Origin of the sequence: Oscillatoria sp. HE19RPO, assembly GCF_024220515.1 — a bacterium.
Lineage (GTDB): Bacteria > Cyanobacteriota > Cyanobacteriia > Cyanobacteriales > Laspinemataceae > Laspinema.
The window spans coordinates 1-20396 of sequence record NZ_JAMXOT010000017.1 but is presented as its reverse complement, the minus strand read 5'-3'; the positions used below and the strand labels follow the sequence as shown (position 1 = coordinate 20396).

20 protein-coding genes are annotated in these 20396 nt (G+C 48.3%); 15 read left to right on the top strand and 5 right to left on the bottom strand.

The annotated features are described in order from the left end of the window. The first annotated feature begins 354 nt into the window (after positions 1-354). The 5 genes from NG833_RS02130 to NG833_RS02110 all read left to right on the top strand — a co-directional run bounded on the left by NG833_RS02130 (position 355) and on the right by NG833_RS02110 (position 5665). Positions 355-564: a hypothetical protein gene (locus NG833_RS02130; protein WP_254563688.1), complete on the top strand. Its 210-nt coding sequence runs from the start codon at positions 355-357 to the stop codon at positions 562-564. A 19-nt stretch (positions 565-583) separates the two neighbouring features. Continuing rightward, positions 584-1087: a hypothetical protein gene (locus tag NG833_RS02125; protein WP_254563687.1), complete on the top strand. Its 504-nt coding sequence runs from the start codon at positions 584-586 to the stop codon at positions 1085-1087. A gap of 114 nt (positions 1088-1201) precedes the next feature. Then, positions 1202-1879 (top strand): uracil-DNA glycosylase family protein, encoded by a 678-nt coding sequence (locus tag NG833_RS02120; RefSeq protein WP_254563686.1) that lies wholly within the window; start codon positions 1202-1204, stop codon positions 1877-1879. A gap of 212 nt (positions 1880-2091) precedes the next feature. Beyond that, on the top strand, positions 2092-2298 hold the full coding sequence (locus NG833_RS02115; RefSeq protein WP_254563685.1) for a hypothetical protein: 207 nt from the start codon (positions 2092-2094) through the stop codon (positions 2296-2298). A gap of 940 nt (positions 2299-3238) precedes the next feature. Next, positions 3239-5665, top strand: a complete 2427-nt coding sequence (locus NG833_RS02110) for an endonuclease MutS2 (RefSeq protein WP_254563684.1) — start codon at positions 3239-3241, stop codon at positions 5663-5665. A gap of 243 nt (positions 5666-5908) precedes the next feature. Here NG833_RS02110 and NG833_RS02105 read toward each other — a convergent pair whose 3' ends face one another. Next, positions 5909-6250: a hypothetical protein gene (locus NG833_RS02105; protein WP_254563683.1), complete on the bottom strand. Its 342-nt coding sequence runs from the start codon at positions 6248-6250 to the stop codon at positions 5909-5911. 30 nt (positions 6251-6280) lie between these two features. Between NG833_RS02105 and NG833_RS02100 the strand changes: the two genes are divergently transcribed. From NG833_RS02100 to NG833_RS02080, 5 genes are all read left to right on the top strand, one after another. Beyond that, positions 6281-6919, top strand: coding sequence for a DUF3038 domain-containing protein (locus NG833_RS02100; protein WP_254563682.1), 639 nt, complete (start codon positions 6281-6283; stop codon positions 6917-6919). A gap of 37 nt (positions 6920-6956) precedes the next feature. Continuing rightward, positions 6957-8828, top strand: a complete 1872-nt coding sequence (locus NG833_RS02095; protein WP_254563681.1) for a DUF4335 domain-containing protein — start codon at positions 6957-6959, stop codon at positions 8826-8828. Positions 8829-9763: 935 nt separating this feature from the next. Continuing rightward, positions 9764-10879 carry a tetratricopeptide repeat protein gene (locus NG833_RS02090; protein WP_254563680.1) on the top strand — a complete coding sequence of 372 codons (1116 nt, stop codon included), beginning with the start codon at positions 9764-9766 and terminating at the stop codon, positions 10877-10879. Between the two features lie 461 nt (positions 10880-11340). Continuing rightward, positions 11341-12048 carry a Uma2 family endonuclease gene (locus tag NG833_RS02085; RefSeq protein ID WP_254563679.1) on the top strand — a complete coding sequence of 236 codons (708 nt, stop codon included), beginning with the start codon at positions 11341-11343 and terminating at the stop codon, positions 12046-12048. Then, entirely contained in the window at positions 12045-12653 is a 609-nt protein-coding gene (locus NG833_RS02080; RefSeq protein ID WP_254563678.1) for a type I restriction endonuclease, read from the top strand. Before NG833_RS02085 ends, NG833_RS02080 begins: the two co-directional genes overlap by 4 nt. Before the next feature lie 181 nt (positions 12654-12834). On the opposite strand, the gene NG833_RS02075 is transcribed toward NG833_RS02080, so the two are convergent. Then, the gene (locus tag NG833_RS02075; protein ID WP_254563677.1) at positions 12835-16371 is read right to left on the bottom strand and encodes a HEAT repeat domain-containing protein; all 3537 of its coding nucleotides are present in this window, start codon (positions 16369-16371) and stop codon (positions 12835-12837) included. A 160-nt stretch (positions 16372-16531) separates the two neighbouring features. On the opposite strand from NG833_RS02075, the gene NG833_RS02070 reads away from it, so the two are divergent. The 3 genes from NG833_RS02070 (at position 16532) to NG833_RS02060 (ending at position 18138) form a co-directional block, all read left to right on the top strand. Beyond that, positions 16532-16720, top strand: a complete 189-nt coding sequence (locus NG833_RS02070) for a hypothetical protein (protein WP_254563676.1) — start codon at positions 16532-16534, stop codon at positions 16718-16720. Positions 16721-17005: 285 nt separating this feature from the next. Further along, positions 17006-17284 (top strand): DUF4160 domain-containing protein, encoded by a 279-nt coding sequence (locus NG833_RS02065; protein ID WP_254563675.1) that lies wholly within the window; start codon positions 17006-17008, stop codon positions 17282-17284. Continuing rightward, positions 17284-18138: a DUF2442 domain-containing protein gene (locus NG833_RS02060; RefSeq protein WP_254563674.1), complete on the top strand. Its 855-nt coding sequence runs from the start codon at positions 17284-17286 to the stop codon at positions 18136-18138. The genes NG833_RS02065 and NG833_RS02060 overlap by 1 nt, the downstream gene beginning before the upstream one ends. 7 nt (positions 18139-18145) lie before the next feature. Here NG833_RS02060 and NG833_RS02055 read toward each other — a convergent pair whose 3' ends face one another. From NG833_RS02055 to NG833_RS02045, 3 genes are all read right to left on the bottom strand, one after another. Beyond that, positions 18146-18382, bottom strand: a complete 237-nt coding sequence (locus NG833_RS02055) for a hypothetical protein (protein WP_254563673.1) — start codon at positions 18380-18382, stop codon at positions 18146-18148. A 281-nt stretch (positions 18383-18663) separates the two neighbouring features. Continuing rightward, positions 18664-19107 carry a hypothetical protein gene (locus tag NG833_RS02050; RefSeq protein WP_254563672.1) on the bottom strand — a complete coding sequence of 148 codons (444 nt, stop codon included), beginning with the start codon at positions 19105-19107 and terminating at the stop codon, positions 18664-18666. Positions 19108-19154: 47 nt separating this feature from the next. Continuing rightward, positions 19155-19685, bottom strand: coding sequence for a hypothetical protein (locus tag NG833_RS02045; RefSeq protein WP_254563671.1), 531 nt, complete (start codon positions 19683-19685; stop codon positions 19155-19157). 114 nt (positions 19686-19799) lie between these two features. On the opposite strand from NG833_RS02045, the gene NG833_RS02040 reads away from it, so the two are divergent. Both NG833_RS02040 and NG833_RS30910 read left to right on the top strand, forming a co-directional pair. Further along, complete coding sequence (locus tag NG833_RS02040) at positions 19800-20063, top strand: hypothetical protein (RefSeq protein ID WP_254563670.1); 264 nt, start codon at positions 19800-19802, stop codon at positions 20061-20063. Continuing rightward, positions 20048-20197 (top strand): type II toxin-antitoxin system PemK/MazF family toxin, encoded by a 150-nt coding sequence (locus NG833_RS30910; protein ID WP_375293870.1) that lies wholly within the window; start codon positions 20048-20050, stop codon positions 20195-20197. Before NG833_RS02040 ends, NG833_RS30910 begins: the two co-directional genes overlap by 16 nt. Positions 20198-20396 lie beyond the last annotated feature (199 nt).

Below are 20396 nucleotides of genomic sequence, written 5' to 3'. Positions count from 1 at the left end.
AATATTTCTGTCTTATCCGAACTTGGGTTTTGCCGATCGCTCCAAATCTATAAAACCCTTGTATATTAAGTCTTTTACCCAAAAATCTCTCAGGGTAAAAGTTTTCCCTAAATGGTCGTCAAGTCGCCTCAATTCTCTCAATGTTATCGCAAATCTAACGTTCAGACCCTTAGGAGGACGGAACTTTAGACAGAGTTGCGGCGTCTTGGGCGCGTTCAGATTAACCCAAAGAGTGAAATCACCACCCAACTGAGGAAATTGTTAGAAAAATTTAACCTTTTTTGAAGAAAAATGGAATATACTTCTATAGAAACATTAGTATGATTAGCTATTCCCCTGCTCCTTCCGGCTCAGGTGCAATCCACCGGATTTGCCGAAAGGATTTTTAAGGACTCACTCCTCGGAACGAGCAACGGCCTCTCCCAGGCGGCGATCGTCCCGATGTGTCCCGGTTTGGAAATCGCGCTCACCCCGTTAGAGGGGCGATCGCCCAGAGGTCCATCGCAACCGACCCTCCCGAGACCCGCACCGATGCCAACTGAGGAAACCCTCTTAATAACATAAAAAAATTAGGATATAGACCATGATAGACCTGTATTCCTCCGATGAAACCGCTCATCCTCACTCCCTATCCCTGAAACGATTAGACCGATCGATTTCTATGTCACAAGGTCAATTTTGCCTAATTTTGGCTTGCTGTAATTCCGTTTCCCTGCGATCGCAACTCCTCAAGCAATTACCGATTAATTTGTCCGCAGATATTCATCAGATCTCTTTGCATCCGTCGGTCAAAACCCTCTACACGACCATACAACAAACTCTGCAAAATAAAAATCCCAATGCTTTAATGATTTTGGGATTAGAATCCGTTATTTCTATTGAACAATTACTGAGCGCAACCAACTTTGTCCGGGATGATTTTCGTAAAGATTTTGCCTTTCCCGTCATCTTGTGGGTGAATGATGAAATCATGCAAAAATTAGTGCGGTTAGCCCCCGATTTCAAAAATTGGGCTGCTTCTACCATTCGTTTTCCCATGATGAATGAACCCGTGGCAACCCCGGATTTAGCCTATCAATTAATCTAACAAATCCCCCCAGGATTCCCCTGGCCCAAAAGAGCGAAACTTCATACCGGAATGAACCAAGGGGAGCAAAATGCGGTAACGTAAGCGATGTTCATCCAGTCCGTGGTTACTGTTATGTTAGAAATTCAAACGTTAATTGATGAAATTCAGGAAGAAGCAAACCGGGCTGAATTTCCCCTAGATGAACCCGTTTATCAAAAAGCAGGTGCAGAACCGACTCAACCGATTCTCTATGCGGGGAATTTGCAAAGTCAGCTATGTGTTTTTGGCCGAGATTTGGGTAAAGATGAAGTTGCCAATCGGCAACCGTTATATGGTGCAGCAGGTTCCCTAGTTCGCAAAGGACTGTATCAGACTCTTTTTAACACCGAGGCGAGGGATAAAACAGAACTAGAAAAGGTGCTGGACCAAGTTTTATTGACCAATACAGTCCCCTACAAACCCCCGGGGAATAAAGCCTATAGTACAGCGGTTAAACAGCGCTTTCGGCCCTATATTGAGCGCCTCCTCGTCTGCCACTGGCAAGGCGATCGCATCATTACCCTCGGAAACGATGCCTTTGACTGGTTTACCCCCTACGCCCCAAAAGGGACCCTGAAAGAATTTTTTCAACGAGGCGATCGCTACAGTTCTAGCCAAACCATTACCCTTAGCGCTAAAGATTCTCAAGGGAATCTCCATCAGCGCAGCATCACCTTACTCCCCCTGCCTCATCCCTCCCCCCTCAACCAGCGATATTACGCCCAATTTCCCCAACTGCTCCAACAACGCCTGAGTGACATTTTCCGGTGAATTGATTAAGGAGTCATCGGTGATTTGTCCTGTTTTTGGACGAATCATCGGCGATTCGGCTGTTATGAACTATTACGAAATCCTTAAGAAGTTTTCCCTGATTAAATTTGGGTGGTTTCACGGAAGCATTTCGGGGCAACTTTATCATATCTTTATAAATGAGATTCAAGAATTCATGAAAAATTTAAACAGCAACTAGCGGAGATATAGTAATGGCAACCTTAAGCTACGGTTTCAACCCCTCCTTCCTCCCCTTGAGCGATCGCGATCAACAAGCCCTCAACTCCATGTTTGAAGGCATCGAAGGCGACCCCCTAGCCGAGCTTGAAACCGTCTTAAACGAATCCTTTGGCGCTAGACCCCAAAAAAGCAGCAGAGTCCGTCAATCCTCTCCCATCCATACCTCCGCGCTGAGGTGAAGCAGTGCCGGCACGAGTTCATATAGCGGTTGCCACAGTTACTCGCCTACATTTTTGGGAGTGCGAGCATCTTGCTCGCTATTTATTCGCAATAGCGAGCAAGATGCTCGCACTCCTATCAGCCAGGACTTACGCAGATTTTGAGAATCCATCCTAAATGTAGAGGCGATTCGCTTTCTCGCCTGTAACGACTCAAGTCGTTACTACAAACATCTGTACAGGCTAAACCCTCAATGTAGAGGCGATTCGAGAATCGCCTGTAACGACTTCAGTCGTTACTACAAACATCTGTACAGGCTAAACCCTCAATGTAGAGGCGATTCGAGAATCGCCTGTAACGACTCAAGTCGTTACTACAAACATCTGTACAGGCTAAACCCTAAATGTAGAGGCGATTCGAGAATCGCCTGTAACGACTCAAGTCGTTACTACGAACATCTGTACAGGCTAAACCCTAAATGTAGAGGCGATTCGCTTTCTCGCCTGTAACGACTCAAGTCGTTACTACGAACATCTGTACAGGCTAAACCCTAAATGTAGAGGCGATTCGAGAATCGCCTGTAACGACTGAAGTCGTTACTACGAACATCCTTTCAGGCTAAACCCTAAATGTAGGGGCGATTCGAGAATCGCCTGTAACGGCTGAAGTCGTTACTACGAACATCCTTTCAGGCTAAACCCTAAATGTAGAGGCGATTCTCGAATCGCCTGTAACGACTGAAGTCGTTACTACGAACATCCTTTCAGGCTAAACCCTAAATGTAGAGGCGATTCTCGAATCGCCTGTAACGACTGAAGTCGTTACTACAAACAGCAGCAATTTCCCCATCCCCCCCCATCAACCAAGGACAAATGACCAAGGACAAATGACCAATGACCCATCTCCCCTAAGCTACGATTAGGATATATATCCCCCAAGTTCCTATTTAGCTTTGAAGCATTGATTCAGTCTGAGACCTTAGAACTCCTAGAATGGCCGCGCCTGTGCCAGCACCTAGCAACATTTGCTGGGACCAAGCTGGGAGCAATGGCTGCCGGTGACCTCCAAATTCCTGATACGTTGGAGCAGACACTGGTGCTGCTTGCTCAAACCCAAGAAGTTTATGAATTAGAAAATCAGGGACTCACTACCCTGTCCTTCGATGGCATCCATGATATTGGGGACTCCTTAGAACGGGCGGACTTGCATGGCATCTTATCTGCCGAGGAACTGCTGGCGATCGCCACTACCCTCTCCGGTGCCAGACAACTGCGCCGCACCATCGACGATCACCCCCAATTGTCCGTCCTCAACCGTCTAGTTGCCGATCTGCGAACCTATCCCGAAATCGAACAAGAAATCCACCGCTGCATCGACGATCGCGCTCAAGTGGCCGATCGCGCCAGCACCCGGTTAGGGGAAATTCGCCAGCGTCAGCGCACCGTCCGCGACCAGATTTATCAGAAATTGCAGAGTATCTTGCAACGGCATAGCAACGCCGTCCAAGAACAACTCATTACCAAACGGAGCGATCGCTTTGTGATCCCCGTGAAATCTCCCCAAAAAGATGCCATTCCCGGCATCGTTCACGATAGTTCCATGAGTGGCGCTACCCTCTATGTAGAACCCCATAGCGTCGTTGAACTGAACAACAAAGCCCGCGTCCTACTGCGGGAGGAAAAAGCCGAAGAAGAGGCAATTTTGCGGGCATTAACCGCCAAAATTACCGAAGTCGTCGAAGACTTAGAACGATTATTGGCGATCGTCACCATCCTCGACTTGGCAACCGCCCGGGCCCGGTACAGTTACTGGTTAAATGCCAATCCCCCAACCTTTATTAACCGAGGGGAAGAGGGTCAAACCATTACCCTGCGGCAACTGCGCCATCCTCTACTTATCTGGCAACAACAGCATGAAGATGGAACTGCCGTCGTTCCCATTGATTTAATTGTCCAACCTCAAATTAAGGTCGTTGCCATCACCGGGCCCAACACTGGGGGAAAAACCGTCACCCTGAAAACCTTGGGGCTAGGGGTCCTCATGGCGAAAGTCGGGTTATTCATCCCTGCCAAAGTCCCTGTGGAACTACCTTGGTTTGACTTTGTATTAGCAGATATCGGAGACGAACAGTCCCTAGAACAAAGCCTTTCCACCTTTTCCGGTCATATTCGCCGGATTAGCAGGATTTTAGGAAGTTGTACCCCAGACTCCCTGGTATTACTGGATGAAGTGGGGGCCGGAACTGACCCCACCGAAGGCAGTGCCTTGGCGATCGCCTTGTTGCATCATCTAGCAGATTGCTCCCAGCTAACCATCGCCACCACCCACTATGGCGAACTCAAGGCCCTCAAATATGAAGACGATCGCTTTGAAAATGCCTCAGTAGAGTTTGATGAAGCCAGCTTACAACCCACCTATCGCTTACTCTGGGGGATTCCGGGACGTTCTAATGCCTTAACCATCGCTCGTCGTCTGGGGTTAAAGTCTGAAATTGTGGATCAGGCAGCGAACTTAGTCGCACCCACCGGCAACCAAGACGTGGATCGGGTGATTGCTGGATTGGAAAGTCAACGCAAACAGCAGGAAACCAAAGCTCAAGAAGCGGGTCAATTGCTGGGAGAAACCGAACGCTTGTATCGGGAAGTCGCGGATAAAGCCCAGTCTCTGAAAGAACGGGAACGGCAACTCCAGCAGTCCCAAGAACGGGCTGTAGCCGAGGCGATCGCCGTTGCCAAGCAAGAAATTGCCCAAGTGATTCGCCGCTTGCAACAAGGCAACGTCACCGGACAGGATGCTAATCAAGCAACCCAGGACTTACAGGGAATTGCGGAAAAACATTTGCCATCTCGTCAGCAAAAAGTCGCCAAACCGAAACCGGGATTTCGTCCCAAAGCAGGCGATCGGGTGCGGATTCCCCAAATAGGACAAACCGGCGAAGTGCTGGCAGTCGGGGAAGGAGATATGGACGTGACTGTGCGGTTTGGACTAATGAAAATGACCATCGGGATTACAGAAATCGAATCCCTGGATGGTCAAAAAGTGGAACTCCCACCCAAAAAACCAGCCGCCACTCAAACCACGAAAGTCTCCCCAGCAGCAGAGGCAGCCACTGAAAAAGTGGCAACGATCGCCCCCATCGTCCGCACCTCCCGAAATAACCTGGATATCCGAGGGGCCAGAGTTGCCGATGCAGAGATGGAACTAGAACAGGCGATCGCTCAACAAATTCCTCTAGGCGGTGCATTGTGGATTGTTCATGGCAAAGGAACGGGTAAGTTGCGCCAAGGGGTGCAGGAGTTCTTGAAACAACATCCCCAAATTAGTCACTACGAACTCGCCCCTCAAAATGAGGGCGGTTCCGGTGTTACAATTGCGTATCTTAAATAGGGAATGGGATGGGGGATGGGTGAAGATAGGGGAAATAGAGAGGATAGGGGAAATGTTCGTAACTTCCCCCGTTTGTAGTAACGACTTCAGTCGTTACCGCGTGAGTTGGCCCCAGCCAAGTCACGCCCATCTCAGGCGATACTTCCCCGTTTGTAGTAACGACTTCAGTCGTTACCGCGTGAGTTGGCCCCAGCCAAGTCACGCCCATCGCAGGCAATAGTTCCCCCGTTTGTAGTAACGACTTCAGTCGTTACCGCGTGAGTTGGCCCCAGCCAAGTCACGCCCATCGCAGGCGATCGCCCCTGTCCCCAAACAGGTGCTTAATCCCAGAAGGGGAAGTGTCATGGCGTCCGCCATGACACTGGGATAACGACTGAAGTCGTTACTACGAACAATTGCCATGACACTGGGATAACGACTGAAGTCGTTACTACGAACAATTGCCATGACACTGGGATAACGACTGAAGTCGTTACTACGAACAATTACCATGACACTGGGATAACGACTGAAGTCGTTACTACGAACAATTGCCATGACACTGGGATAACGACTGAAGTCGTTACTACAAACAATCTCCCCCACCCTTCCCAACCCCATCCACAGAGGTTCACGATGCGCCAGACCCTAAAATTAGCTCCCCCGGGTCAACCTAACGGTGTTGCGAACAAAGCGGCACCGATCGCTGCTTCTCCACCTTGGGAGGAAGTAGTGGGTGTGAATGCACCGACCCCGGCACAGTTGGATAACATCAAAACTCAGTTAGATTTAGTCTTGCTGGCCCTGGAATGCTTGGCGGACATTGGTTCTGAAGCCATTCTGCGAACAGCAGAAGAGTTGGGACTCGAATCGGTGGTGGCCGATCGCGTCTCATTGTGGCGACTGCGCCAGTCGAATCCCATGCGGAAGAGTCAGGGGGGCCGCAAAAAGCTGGATGTGGAGGAAGCGCGATCGCTGGTGATGATTATTTGTCACTTAGCGAAAACCCACCACGAACTCATCCGGCGTGCAGTGGCCCTCCTGGAACAGCTTGCGGAACAAAACCGCGCCCCTCATGAAGCGTCTATATTAGGCGACTTTATTGATACCTTTTGCAACACCTACCAAGAACGCATGGAAGATGGAGACACCACCTCCCCGGACTTGCTGACTCATTTAGCCCTCAAACTGCTGATTGATTTACTCTTCTACAGCGGTCCTAGCGGTCATCGGCGGCTATGGTTGGCTTTGCTCGATCGCTCAGTCAGTCGTTAACCATTCATTTAGCACTATACCCCCTCAAAATTTTCTCATGCCATCGTTCAATTCTGTTTTGCGAAGGTACACGCCCCCCACTTGCACCCTAGAGATTGTGGCAAAAAGCTCCCCTCTTTCCAAGTGGATGGGCAAACCTGTCCTTAAACAATTGCGGTTTCAACTCAGTTTTGATGCGCCGCAATTGCCCGAGGAACAACAAGTGACCATTCGCGGCGACGCCCGAGCACTGGATGCCTTGTCTCATGCCGTCACCAATTATGTCCAGGGCTTTTTGCAGGAGTCGCCTCAACGCCTCAATGCCACTTATTTTGCTACAGAAGCTGACGCCACCGCTACACCGTCGGAAATCCAAACGGAGATTACCGAACCCACTACTCTCTTACAATCTCCTCACCCGACCCTAGAAGAAAAACCGTTGGCGGGTTCCTCCTCTCCCCCAGCGGATCAAGTCTCCTGGAATTCTCAAACCCCTGAACCTGTTCTGGGTATTTATTTAAAACCTCGGGGGTTACTGGCGCATGAGTTGCATTTCGGTGAACTCGCTACCCCAGAATCCGGTCCCGTGGTCAATTTGGGAACGTTGCAATTATTTGACCTTGCCACGGCCCTAGATTCGGCGGCAGCCGATGCGATCGCCTTACCGAACTTAGGCGGAGTCGCCGGATTGTCCAAGACTCCCCCTTGGCTGGCGATCGCGGCAATGGCCCTTTTTACCGTTGGCGTCAGTGCCTCCCTGTTCAAACTGCTCAATCCCGCTACAGAAGTGGACACGCCCACGGTGGCTCAAAGCCCAGCCGAACCCTTCCCTGAGCAGAATGTAGCCCCCGTTCCTCCCCCAGTCGTCGCCCCTCCGACAGTTCCCCCCGGGACAAATCCGGCCCCAAATGGCGTCCAGACCCCTCCGAACGGTCAACAGCCTTCTGCCTTACCCCCCACTGCCCCAACTTCGCCGCCGGTGCCTCCGGCAGCGCCTCCCGTGGGTCAAACAACTCCTCCTCCTGCACCCCAAACTGTACCAACCACTCCCCCACCGGCATCGCCGCCCGTGGCAGCGCCCCCGGTTGCCTCCACACCCAGACCCATGCCTGAAGGGCGGCAAAGTGGTTTGCAGATGCCACCGGCTGGATCAGCCCCCCAACGCCCCCAAGTCGAGTTAGAAATTACTCCAGACGATTCGGACCCAATTCCCCCCATGCGTCCGATGCCTTCCCTAGCAGACGACCCCATCCCAGAACCCCCGGATTGGGATGAACTGATGGCACAAAGGGGAAATTCTACCGCTGCACCGGAACCGAGTTTCGCACCTCTGCCAACGGCCCCAGAACGGGTTGAATCTCCTGCACCGATGCAGTCCGATTCTCCTGCACAGACGGGGCAAGCACGCAGTTCTGCACCGGCCTCAGCCGCACCTAATATCGGGCCCCTGGATGATGCACCGCCTCCCCTGCCCAATGTGCGCCTAGATTCCTTGGCAGGGGTCCCAGAAGCAACAGAGGAGAGTCTGATATCGGAAGCAGAAGGGATTGATGCGATCGCCCTAAAAGCACCTCCGACTGATTTACCCGAGTCCGAATCGAGTGCAGGGGATGTCCCGTTGGAAAGTGCCACCCGCACTCAATCCATCTTTGAGGACCCGCCCCAACTCGCAGAAGCCAAGAGTTATTTCCAAGACACCTGGCAACCCCCCGAAGGGTTTAACGACAAATTGGAATATGTCCTCACCCTCAATCCCGACGGGTCAATTCAGCAAATCGTCCCTCTGGGAATTGCCTCGGGAACCCACATCGATATTAGTGGGGTGCCGTTGCAAGGGACTCCGTTTGTATCTCCCTTACCCGAGGCCCAGTCTCTACAAATTCGCGTAGTCCTCGAACCCGATGGTCGGGTCTTGACTTTTGCCCAATAATTTGGAATAATTAAAGGCTATTTTGAAATAGGGAGATTGACCTCAGTCGGGTCAGTCTCCCTATTTTTTTGGGGAATTGGGGAATTGATACAAAACTTTACATTCATTTAATTTGCATTTTTCTTCCTCGTGACGTGGCTCTGCCGCGTCACGCATTCTGGAGGCTCTGCCTCCAGTACCCAAGGCTTCAAACTGCCATATTTGTCACAGATTCACCTCACCAAACGTACAGGCGGCAGAGCCGCAAAGAGTGCGTAACGCGGCAGAGCCGCGTTACGAGAAATTGTAAATTAAATGTACAAAAATCCCCAAATTGAAAATTCTTTCAAAAAAACTAGGGGGTGAGGGGTGACACCCCCCATTGACCGTGTTATATTTAATTTTGTAGATGCACCCTGATGGCAAGCGCCCAAGCTTTTGGGCGTTTTTTTTTGTCTAAAATTAGGCAGGGGTAGGAGTGGAGGGGAATCTTACAAGGGTATATTTTTTACGTTCATGGTAATTTACCTAAAAGTAAGAGGACTTCCGGTCCCCTCCCCTGTGTCTTGGTAAAGCTGTGTCATTCTCCCGGCCCAATTAATTTTTGGATTGTTCAATCGCTTTATCTGGCCGAGGATACAGGCTGATTCCCCTCCCTTGGAGGGGTGTCCCGAAGGGACGGGGTGGTTTCTTGATTTGAAACAGACAGATACTTTTGAGTAAAGAAGCATAGATCAATACCTGCTCACTCGCTAGAATTTACCACCCCGCCCCTCCGGGGCACCCCTCCAAGGGAGGGGAATCAGCCCCAAAAATTGAGAAAAATTACCCCGTAAACAACCTACCCTTGTAAGGTGGAGGGGAATCCGCGAGTTACGATCGCCCCTACCCTGACATCAAACCCGGTAAAATCGGGAAACCTGAGATTAACCCCTGGTTTTATCCCCCCGCGATTTATGATTGCCATAGAAGAAGTCGTGAATGCGCTCGACTGCAAAGACTATCGAGAAGCGGCAAAATTACTCAAAGCCCTCCGTGAAGAATCACCCCAGAATCCTTGGGTGGGGTTTTATGTGGGGCGCTATTATGAAGAAACCGGGAAACTGGATCAGGCAGAGAAAGCCTACCGGCGGGTATTGCGAGACATTACCAATCCCAAGATAGTTTCTCAGGCGCGGCAGGGGTTAAAGCGCATCGAAACCCGACCTAAAGAACGAGTCAAGGAGGCGATCGCCCAAGTCAAAAGTGATCCATCCCAGCTTAAACCGGGGTTGCTGGTGATTGAACCGATTGATGTGGCACTAAGAAGCGAACTGGTGGTCAAGTTTGCGCGGATTATGCAGCTACAACCCTATAACGCTAAACTGTTGCTGCCAACGAGAACCTGGCGGATGTATCGAACGGGGGCGATCGGGGAATTGCGCGTGTTTGTCTCGGAACTGCGACAAGCGGGAATCAATTGTTTTTGTGCCACTTTAGAGGAAATTAAGCAAGTGCGGGTGTTTCGCATCAGTCATTTTGAAGCAATTTCGCCCCAGGCGGTGGTGATTTGCAAAGACGAGGGCGATCGCGTGGGTCAAATCGCCTTTAATTGGTCCGAAGTCAGCCAACAAGTTGAAGGCAACCTCCCCATTTTCAAACAAGTTGCCGTCGAAAACCATCGCCGCACCGAAGTCACTTATAAACAAGAAATGCACGAATATGTCGGCATGAAAGATTTGCACATACCCGGGAGAGGCTGCATCCTGCGTCTGTGCGAAGAACATTATCAATTTGATAAAGGATATGCTTTCATTCCGGGACAAGACAACTCGGGGAAAAAGCAAAAATATAGCATTGACAGCATGAGTATGCATTTAAAATGGCAAACCCTGATTAAAGTCCTCAAACAACACCTGTCAGAAGTCCCCACCTGGACCGACTTTACCCCCTTCGCCGAAACCACCCTTGCCGAAGCGGATATGCTAGAGCGCATCCCCTCTCACATTCATCTGTTCAGAGTGCAACCGAGTCCCTGGGACCCGGCTTTTCACTTGTATAGTAGCCTAGCTTTTCTCAAACCCTATTTGTAAGGGAAGGACAGAGTTAGGACAAGAAACCAGGTTTCTAGCCCTTTGTTGCTCAGTAGCAGAAATTTTCTGAAGAAACCCGGTTTCTAAATTTCCCGTAGGGGCGCAATGCTTGCGCCCGCTTTCTCTTACTTCTGGTCAAGGTGATAAATTTGATGAGGAAAAATCCTGATTTCACGTACTAGGGGAACTTCAAAAAATAAAATCTCCAAAACGTTCGTAGATCAACGGAGTAGCCCCATCCATGTAGGGGCGCAATGCTTGCGCCCTCCGGTGGGCTTCGAGCATTGCGCCCCTACTTTCAGAACGTTTGGAGGATTTATATTTTGCAATCCCCTAGAGGGCGCAAGCATTGCGCCCCTACAAATACCCCTTGACAGGGCTGGCAGATGACGGGGTAGCCGTGCCTCATCAATATTATTATGATAGATTAATCAATCAACCCTACCGCATCAGGAATCATCATGTTACCCAGCAGCACCCCTTACACCATCACCTGGGAAAAGTTTCCCGATCATTTTGTGCTGCCTGATGACCCAGTGGATCATATCAATGAACCGATTCTTGCGGCTGCCTTAACCGAAAGCCTCCGGTTTGCGGGAAAACTCCCGGAAACCGCCCTCACCACCACCAACTACGGCATTTGTGCCACCCTCAATGGCAAATTCGTCGTCAAAGCGCCAGATTGGGCTTACATTCCCCACATTACCGTTGACCTTTCCGAAGTCAATCGCTGTTATACCCCCCGACTCCAAGGAGAAATTCCCGCTGTCGTTCTGGAGTTTTTCTCAGAAATAGAAGGGGAAGAATATTCCATCAAAGAAACCTATCCACCAGGGAAATTATTCTACTACGAGCAGATTTTGCAAGTTCCCAATTATGGAATTTTTGATATAAAAACGGGGACATTAGAACTGTATCGTTTAGGGGAAAACAAGCGCTATAAACTTGAATATGCAAATGAAAAAGGCCGGTTTTGGATACCCGAAATGCAGCTATTCTTGGGAGTATGGCAAGGAAAACTAGACAATTGGCCCGGATACTGGCTACGCTGGTGGGATGAAGAGGGGAATTTACTCTTGTGGGGTACAGAATTGCTCCAACAGGAACGCCAACGGGCTGAACGATTAGCGGCTCAACTTCGTGCTGCGGGAATTGAACCGGAGGAATGACTTATTCTGAGTTGTGGAAGCGCCACAACGGGCTGAAATTGTCACAAGACCCGCAATTTTTCCCAGAATGGAGCGAACCCTATCCCCCTTTAAGCGACATTGAACAGCAGACATTAGAGCGGGTCAAAGCGAATTTTTTAGCCTTGATGGAAGACCCACCAATATTAGAAAATACCGTGAAAATGGTAGTGCTTGCACCCTTGCTAGATTTGGCGGGATTTTACCGCCCACCCTTTCGGATAGAAACGGAAACCAGCGTGACAGTGGAAATGGCAGATGAAGGAATCGTGATTCAGGGTCGGATTGATGTACTGGTGCAAAAACATCGACTCTGGTTATTCGTCATTGAATCAAAGCGGAGCGATTTTTCAGTCACCCGTGCTATCCCGCAAGCATTAACCTATCTGTTAAGCAATCCCGAGGGCGAGGGTTCAACCTTTGGGATGATTATGAATGGCAATGAGTTCTTATTTTTGAAAGCCACTCGCCATCCTGTGGCTGAATATGCCAACTCTCGATTATTTTCCCTGTTCAATCCGGGCAATGAACTCGATTTAGTCTTGCAAATTTTAAAACAGTTAGGACAGATAGCTATTGAGGGTTAATGTTGGAAACCCGCAGGCTAAAGCCTGGGGCTATACGGACGAAGCCTGCCTAAGCGCTATCGCGCAGGCTGCGCCAAACGCAGGCTAAGAGATGAAAACGGCTTTTGATGGCCGGATTTGGTATCAAATAATGTTCTTTCTGTTTCGAGTAGCAGGACGGGCCGAAATCATCCGAAAAGTATCAATTTTTTATCCAATTGACCAATTCTGCAAGCCAATTCCCTTGATTCGGCGAAAACGTTTGCAACCCACTGACTCGCGCCTCAGTCACCACGCAAATCGCCCCATCAAACTTGCTTAAATCCGTGAGAAATTTCTCACTAAATCCTGACATTTCCGGTGCAGTTAGAGTTTCGTAAAACACTAAAACAATAGGTTGTTCCGATTCTAACGTCAATTCATCCCAATAGGATTGCAGATCCGCCATTGTTTTCGGTGTGCCATCTGCACTTTTGGGACAGTTAGCGCGGCGCATTTCATTGTAGATTTTAGCAGCAGGATTATCTTTATCGATAAACTTGCTGCCATCGATGCAGATTAACTGGAGGGATGAAGACAATCCCATTTCTTCCAGTTTAGCATGGAGGCGCTGGGGTAAATTGGAGACAGGTTCTGGTTCTACTTCCTCCTCTTCACCATGCCAAGCGCGATAAAATTCAGGATACGAGAGGTTTTGAGCAGAATTCCAAATGACTTCGTGGGCTTTCTCAAAGCGCTTAAAGTCATTTTTATAAATCTCATCGGATAATAAATCCTTGAGGGAAGTCACGAAAAATAAATACCGTTTTTCTGTTGTCCAAATTTTATCCAAACTTAATGCCGCTTCCCTGCGGATATATTTAGATTCCGCGTCGGCAATTAATTTGAATAATACCTCGATTTCCTTTATAATAATGCCCACAACGTCAATTTCTTCCAAACTATTTGCGGCTTGCCTGCGGCGGACCCATTCATCTTTAGAGTGGGCGATTAATTTGGCTAATACATTGATCGCCTTTATAATGCCCACAACGTCAATTTTTTCCAAATTACGTACTATTAGCGTGCGGGTATCTTCATCTTCCGACTCGGCGATTAAATTGGCTAATGCCGCGATAACCTCTGGATTGCCGACGCCTATTTTACCCAAACTTGAAGCCGCTTGCCACCGGGTCACTTCATCTTTAGAGTGGGCGATTAAATTGATTAATTCTGTTATAACCTCTGGATTGCCGACGCCTACTTCACCCAAACTTTCTGCTGCTTCCCGGCGGGTTCCTTCATCTTCAGAGTGGGCGATTAAATTGATTAATGCTGTGCTCGCTTCTGGATTGCTGGGGTCAATTTCCTCCAAACTGGAAGCTGCTTCCCGGCGGGTTTCTTCATCTTCAGAGTGGCCGATTAAATTGACTAATGCCTCAATCGCCGTTTGATTGCCCGCGCCAATTTTACCTAAACTTGAAGCTGCTTCCCGGCGGGTTCCTTCATCTTCAGAGTGGCTGATTAAATGGACTAATGCCTCAATCGCCCTTTGATTGCCTGCGCCAATTTTACCCAAATTATATGCCGCTCGCCAGCGGGTTCCTTCATCTTGAGCGTGGGCGATTAAATTAACTAACCACGCAATTGCCTCTGGATTGCCCGGGTCAATTGCCCCCAAACTTTCTGCCGCTTGCCAGCGGGTTCCTTCATCTTCAGCGTGGGCGATTAAATTAACTAAACACGCAATCGCTTCTGGATTGCCCGGGTCAATTTTTCCTAACCTTTCTGCCGCTTTACAGCGGTTAAATCTAAATTCAGAGTGGGCGATTAAATTGACTAAAGCTGCGGTCGCCTTAATGTGTTCTGTTTCTCCTAGAACAGTTGTGGCCTTTGATGCTATCGGATCAAGAAAAGTCCGCCACTCTTGTTTTTCTTCGTTAAAATTACCAAACCCCCAAAGCACAATTTGAGCAATAATCTCATCAGCCCGATCGCATTCCTTAAATTCGGCTATTCCGGCAGTAGCAAGAAAATAGGCACGAAATCCATAAAAAGAAAAAGTTCTGCATCCATCCTCAAACTGGACCAACCTGGATATAAACTCTTCTTTCTTGTCCTTCGGTACATCTTTACGCCCCAACCACAGCAAAATTGTCTGTTTCCACAGGAGGTCAAAGATGCGATAGCGCTTTCCTGGAACCGGGCGATCGCAATGTTTTTTAGGCAAGAAAAAATCCCAATCCTCAATACTTAACGCCGCGAAATATTCCTGAAAGGTGGCGTGATAGAAAGCGTAAACCTTCTCATCGGGGTCTTCTGCTGCAACTCCCACCTGATTTAACCAACCCAGTTGCAGCGCTAAGGCAAACAGAGAGTTATCATCATCACAATCCCCCAGTACCTCGGTAACCAACTGATGCCGCAGGCGAAACGGAGAGGCGGCATCATCTATTCCTCGACGCGCCAATTCTCCTAATGCGTGGTTAAGTTGCTGACGCTGCGGTTCCGTGGTGGGGAAATAGTTCTGTTTCCACTGATAAATTTTCTCCACAAATCTTTCGTAGAGTGCTGCCTGAGTTTCCGGCAACCCTTCGGAGGTTTGCCAAGTGCTGCACAGTAGGGTCAACCGCAGGGGATTTTTCACCAAATCCTGTAGGCGCTGATATTCCGCTTTGGCTAATTCCTGGCGCAGGGCTTCCCCTTTGGTGGCATCGCTGCGTTCAAACCACTTGCCGATAAACGCTTCCACCTGGGTGGGATACTTAAAATTCAGCATTCGATAAGTCTCGAACGCTTCCAAAGCATTGAGATTCGCTTCCCAGACATTAACCCGACAAGTTAGAACCACCCGAGCTGAGGCGATCCAGCCTTTCAGTTGGGTGGCAATTTGCTGGAGTGGCAATCCTCCCGTGGCCCTTTCCGTCGCCATCTCATCCACCCCATCCAGCAGCAACCACACCCGCCCTTGTTCCAGTTCCGCCAGAAAGTCTTCTCGCACCTGTTCAATCAGGCGCGACGGGGGAATCGCTTGTTTTAGCCAAGTTTCCAGCAAATAGTCGCAGAGTCCCCGTCCCTGCAAGTCAGCTAAGGAAATCCAAATCGGCAAATCTGAGCGTTCCTCTAAAATCCAAAAAGCGATTTTTTGCAGCAGGGTGGTTTTTCCCGCACCCGGTTCGCCGATGATGGCAATCTGCCGCCCTTTGGTTTTGCCTTCCCCTTTGCCGAGGATATCTTGCAAAAACTGATCATGTTCAAAGCGCTGTTTTTCTTCATATCCCGTGGGTTCGTAGAGTTGCGAACCCTCTTCGGCGCGAGTCTCCCCGGGGCGTTTGTCGCGCTGGCGTCGTTCTACCAGCGCCAGGGGAACGTGAATATCATCGAGGTTAAAGTTGATATCCTCGTTGGCAGTAAGCAGGTTGCTGCTGAGTCTGCGGTTGAGCATCGTTTCGCAGACTTCGCGCCAGTCGATATCGTTGGTGGTAGGTTCATCCGGAGTTGGGGGGTTCCATTCGTTGAGGTCCACAACATCTTTTACTTCTAAACCCAAGGCGTCGCAAATGGCAATGGCTGACTCCTCATCCACTTCTTTGCCACTGAAAAACCGCTTAACTGTGCTTTCACTGACATGAGCACTGCGGGAAATGTCAGCATAAGTCCACTTCTTACCCTTGTAATTCTGTGTCGTTGCCTTAGTTGTGGTCAGTTTTTCCTTGCCATATCGATGAATCCGGACCCCGCGTTGGCGTGTTTCTCCCATAGTTAACCGAGTGACGCTTTTCCCATATCCATAGTTTACGGGCTTTTATCGGTTTAGGGCAGGTTCAGAAAGTTTCATTTAATCTCTGACTTTAAATGCTCACCATTGACCCTCGCGCCCAAATTAGATTGGTCTCAAATCTAAAACAAGGAGACCAAAGATGCCGGAAACTCAAGAAATTCCCCAAATTCAACCCATTGAAGAGATGCCTTTGCCAGAGGAACTCATTCAATGTCCTCATACCTGGAACCAACATGGAAGCAGTCCCGCTAACATCATTACATCAATCGCTTTCTTGATGTCCGCGACAGCCGCCCTGATTAAGGCAATCAAAGAATGGCGCAAATAGCAACCCGCCTCTAGCCGTAATTTTCCAGGGTCGGGCAAGGGTAGGAATTAGAGGGGTGCGGTAATTCTCCTACCCTTTAGCTGTGGGTGTATCTGGTGGTGTTACGGTTCGTGCGGAAAAAATAGGAGTGAAGGGGGCATCGGATGAGGATGAATGCGATCTCGCCCTTTATCCGATCCACCCCTTTCATCTTCTACCGCATACCGAACATTCTTAAAAAAGGTATAGTCCAAAATGTCTGCTGTAGGTTAATCTGTAGACAAGTGATCTCTATCATTTATTTTCTTGGGTAAAGTCGATGCGTTTTCAATCAATGGTTTGCGGTTGGGGTTTCACTCAGCGGACCATCCTCCCCCTCACTTCCATGTTAAGAAACTTGGGGCTTGGGAGATTCGGGTCTTCATCGAGACGACCCAGGAAAAAAGTCTGGACTTTAATGTAATCTTTTCTAGGAAAGAACCGACATCAGCCGAAAAAACAAAAATTGCGGCACTTGTTGTGGCTTACCAGGAAGAACTTTTGCAAGAATGGGAAACGAAAGTGGCCTACAGGAGCGGATTTTAATGACTGCTAATACTTCTATTGAAATGACCGTTATCGTCCCTGATCGCCTGACTGAGCATCCCTATAAAGAAATAGTCCCTTCTAATTCGGCAATGTGGGGGTTAAATCGTTTTTCTGGAGAACTCCCAACTTCTGACAATTTATTTGTTTTTACCTCTGCCACAGGATTACCAGAAATTACGCGAGTTTTTCAGAGACATGAGGTATTCAAAGTCTTGTTTGTGTGGATTGATTCCGATCTGAAAGTTATGCTACAGAGGTTAGAACAGGCAGAATGGCAATGGCTATTGTACTCAATGGATAAGGTTTTCTTTTATTCTAATATCGCTGAACCCAAGAGGATTTTAGCAGCATGGGAAATGGGAGCACGGGAGCAATTAATAGCTAATGCCACGGTGATTGAAGATCGTTTATTAGTCACGGACTGTGCTTTACAAACCTGGGAAATTCCTTTCCAGCAGTTACCGATTTTAGCAAACCTGTCCCCCGAAAACCGAGCAGAATTTGAAATTGATGAAGATGGAAGCTATCTCTATTGGCCGAGTGGCGATATTCACATGGATATGGAAGCCCTTCGAGCGAAAGTAGATCCGGAATTGCGGGATCGTTTACGGGCTGAACGCGCAATTTATGATCAAAAGTTTGGGGAGGCTGTGGCAGCGGTGAGGAAGGCGCATCATCTCAAAGAAACGGATATTCCCGGAATTTCATCCCGCCAGATTCGTTGTATTGAAAAAGGCGAGCACCCGAAATTGGAAACCCTGAGAAAATTATCCCAGGCGCATGGTCTCACGGTGAATGAATATTTACAGGAAATTGCTGCCAATGTATCTCAATGGAGAAGTATTAACTAGGTAGAAATCAGGACAAAATGCGGTCAATTTCTATGAAGCGGTTGCTATCGATGTCGGCTTCTGCTTTGGCTATGAGTTTATCTAATTTTCCAGAGGCTAAATCCTCTTTCATCTGCTTATCCCAGGCATCTTCTAAATAGTTTTCAAGCCATTGGGCAAGTTGACGCACTTCCGCTTCTGGCAATTGGGCGATCGCTGCTTCGATTTCGACTCGGGTTTTCATCCAGTTTTGTTCGATAGACATTACCATCCATTTTATGGTAATTACCGATGGAAATCAACAACCCTAGCCCAAACTTCTCCGACTTACGCAGATTTTGAGAATTCATCCTAAATGTAGAGGCGATTCGCGAATCGCCTCTACATTTAGGGTTTTGGGTTAAAGATTGCGTAAATCCTGTTATTATCCCAGGTATCCTCTAAATCGTGCTGAAGCCATTGGGCAAATTGACGCACTTGGGCGGCTGGCAATTGGGCGATCGCAACTTCGATTTCGACTATAAAGGGCGATCGCCTCTTTCCCAGCTAGACTAACAAGGCATCCAGTTTGTACCGACTCCCATATTCTGCGCGAATTTCATCCCGATACCAATCGGCTAATGTCACAAATTTAGACAATTCTTGATAGCTGTCACTGAGGGTAACGTAGCGCCCATCGGTTAACCGAACTGCACTCAGTCCAGTTCCGATATGAAACAGGAGATACTCCTGCGCCATACCTTGAGCATGGTGCCACTCATTCATACTATCAATATCATCTCCCAAATTGGCATCGCCAAACGGACTCAAAATCGTTTCTGACTCGAACAACTCTCCACCCCCTGTCATTTCCCAGAGTTCGATTAAGTCATTGGGGAGTTTCAAGTTCCGTTTTTCTAGCCAAGTCTGTAAGCGGTGGGCGGCGATCGCACCATTCCATACAAAAAGTTGCCGATGATGGGCTGAGTCTTGGATTAGGATATGATTCATGGGGTTGAATTATTGACAATAGCGCTATTAAAGCAGTGTTTTCAATACTAAGCCGAAACCAGGCTCGTTAATTCTTCCTCGGATACTGATTCGGTTTGAGAAGCGATTAATCGGACTAGGATGAGTGCAAGCTGGCGAAACATACGCGGCGATGAACCCACGGGACTATGTGCGGCACAGTTGCACAATAATATCCCAGATTCGAGAATTTCCCCGGCATCACCTATCCCATTAAATACGCTGTCTGCATACTCAACGGGCAACCCCCTGTAAACTGTATCAAGGTTAGAGGCAAGTGACCCCAGCATTTCTATTTCGGCATTCTCCGATACTGCAACTTTGACGATAAGTTCTCCTGAGTCAGTGGGCAAAAAATCACCCCCTAACAGTCCATAAAGAGCGCGTCCGGCTGAGGGGATGAGCATCTCAATGGCTGCTTGTTGTGGATGAGTTAAGGTAGAGGTTCTAACGGGTAAAGAGCGCTCTACAAAGGAATGATTTGGATTAATTAAATTGGGTAACTCTCCTAGCCAAATTTTTGCCTTTCGATGACGATTTAGATTGATTGGAGTTATCATTTTATTTCTCCATACTGCTGAAAATGAACAATCATAGCCAAAACCGCATTTAAACTTTCCAATCCCCGTCAATCCATGTACAATGAAATTATCCCGAATTGAGGTCTAGCCCAAATGACCCAGCACTTACAAATCCTCTTGCCGGAAGAAACGATTCGACTGATTGACCAACTCACGAAACCTGACGAGTCTGCGGATGATGCTCTACTCAAGCGCAGTGCTTTGATTAACGAGGCGGTTAAATTTTATATTGCCCAGAAGCAGCGAGACTCTCTCAAGCAACAGTTACAAGAAGGAGCCACTCGCTGGGCTGCACGAGACTTGGGTTTGACTGATGAATGGTTCGATATTGAAGAGGAAGTATGGCAGAACCCGTGAAATCACCGAAACGGGGAGCGGTGTATTTGGTTAATTTCGATCCGACTGTGGGTTCGGAAATCAAAAAAAAGCGCCCCGCTTTAATTTTACAAAATGGTAGTCATAAATATGTAATGATGATGCGGGACTACTGATAGAAATCTACTTGGTTTATAAAAAATAAAAGCCAAAATTATTGCAACTTAATAAGCTAGGCTTATAAAAAATATTTGAATTTCAAATATTTCTCTGGAATGAAAAATGTTAAATTAGGGCCATAAATTTTAGAGGAATTAACATAATGAAAAAATCGATTAATTCTCAACCTATCCAGAAGTCTAATGACTTTGAAGA

Excerpts from the sequence above, each read along its gene's own strand:
- NG833_RS02125 (WP_254563687.1), top strand. The coding sequence starts at position 584 with ATGATAGACCTGTATTCCTCCGATGAAACCGCTCATCCTCACTCCCTA.
- NG833_RS02120 (WP_254563686.1), top strand. The coding sequence starts at position 1,202 with ATGTTAGAAATTCAAACGTTAATTGATGAAATTCAGGAAGAAGCAAAC.
- NG833_RS02115 (WP_254563685.1), top strand. The coding sequence starts at position 2,092 with ATGGCAACCTTAAGCTACGGTTTCAACCCCTCCTTCCTCCCCTTGAGC.
- NG833_RS02100 (WP_254563682.1), top strand. The coding sequence starts at position 6,281 with ATGCGCCAGACCCTAAAATTAGCTCCCCCGGGTCAACCTAACGGTGTT.
- NG833_RS02095 (WP_254563681.1), top strand. The coding sequence starts at position 6,957 with ATGCCATCGTTCAATTCTGTTTTGCGAAGGTACACGCCCCCCACTTGC.
- NG833_RS02090 (WP_254563680.1), top strand. The coding sequence starts at position 9,764 with ATGATTGCCATAGAAGAAGTCGTGAATGCGCTCGACTGCAAAGACTAT.
- NG833_RS02085 (WP_254563679.1), top strand. The coding sequence starts at position 11,341 with ATGTTACCCAGCAGCACCCCTTACACCATCACCTGGGAAAAGTTTCCC.
- NG833_RS02080 (WP_254563678.1), top strand. The coding sequence starts at position 12,045 with ATGACTTATTCTGAGTTGTGGAAGCGCCACAACGGGCTGAAATTGTCA.
- NG833_RS02075 (WP_254563677.1), bottom strand. The coding sequence starts at position 16,371 with ATGGGAGAAACACGCCAACGCGGGGTCCGGATTCATCGATATGGCAAG.
- NG833_RS02070 (WP_254563676.1), top strand. The coding sequence starts at position 16,532 with ATGCCGGAAACTCAAGAAATTCCCCAAATTCAACCCATTGAAGAGATG.
- NG833_RS02060 (WP_254563674.1), top strand. The coding sequence starts at position 17,284 with ATGACTGCTAATACTTCTATTGAAATGACCGTTATCGTCCCTGATCGC.
- NG833_RS02055 (WP_254563673.1), bottom strand. The coding sequence starts at position 18,382 with ATGTCTATCGAACAAAACTGGATGAAAACCCGAGTCGAAATCGAAGCA.
- NG833_RS02050 (WP_254563672.1), bottom strand. The coding sequence starts at position 19,107 with ATGAATCATATCCTAATCCAAGACTCAGCCCATCATCGGCAACTTTTT.
- NG833_RS02045 (WP_254563671.1), bottom strand. The coding sequence starts at position 19,685 with ATGATAACTCCAATCAATCTAAATCGTCATCGAAAGGCAAAAATTTGG.
- NG833_RS02040 (WP_254563670.1), top strand. The coding sequence starts at position 19,800 with ATGACCCAGCACTTACAAATCCTCTTGCCGGAAGAAACGATTCGACTG.
- NG833_RS30910 (WP_375293870.1), top strand. The coding sequence starts at position 20,048 with ATGGCAGAACCCGTGAAATCACCGAAACGGGGAGCGGTGTATTTGGTT.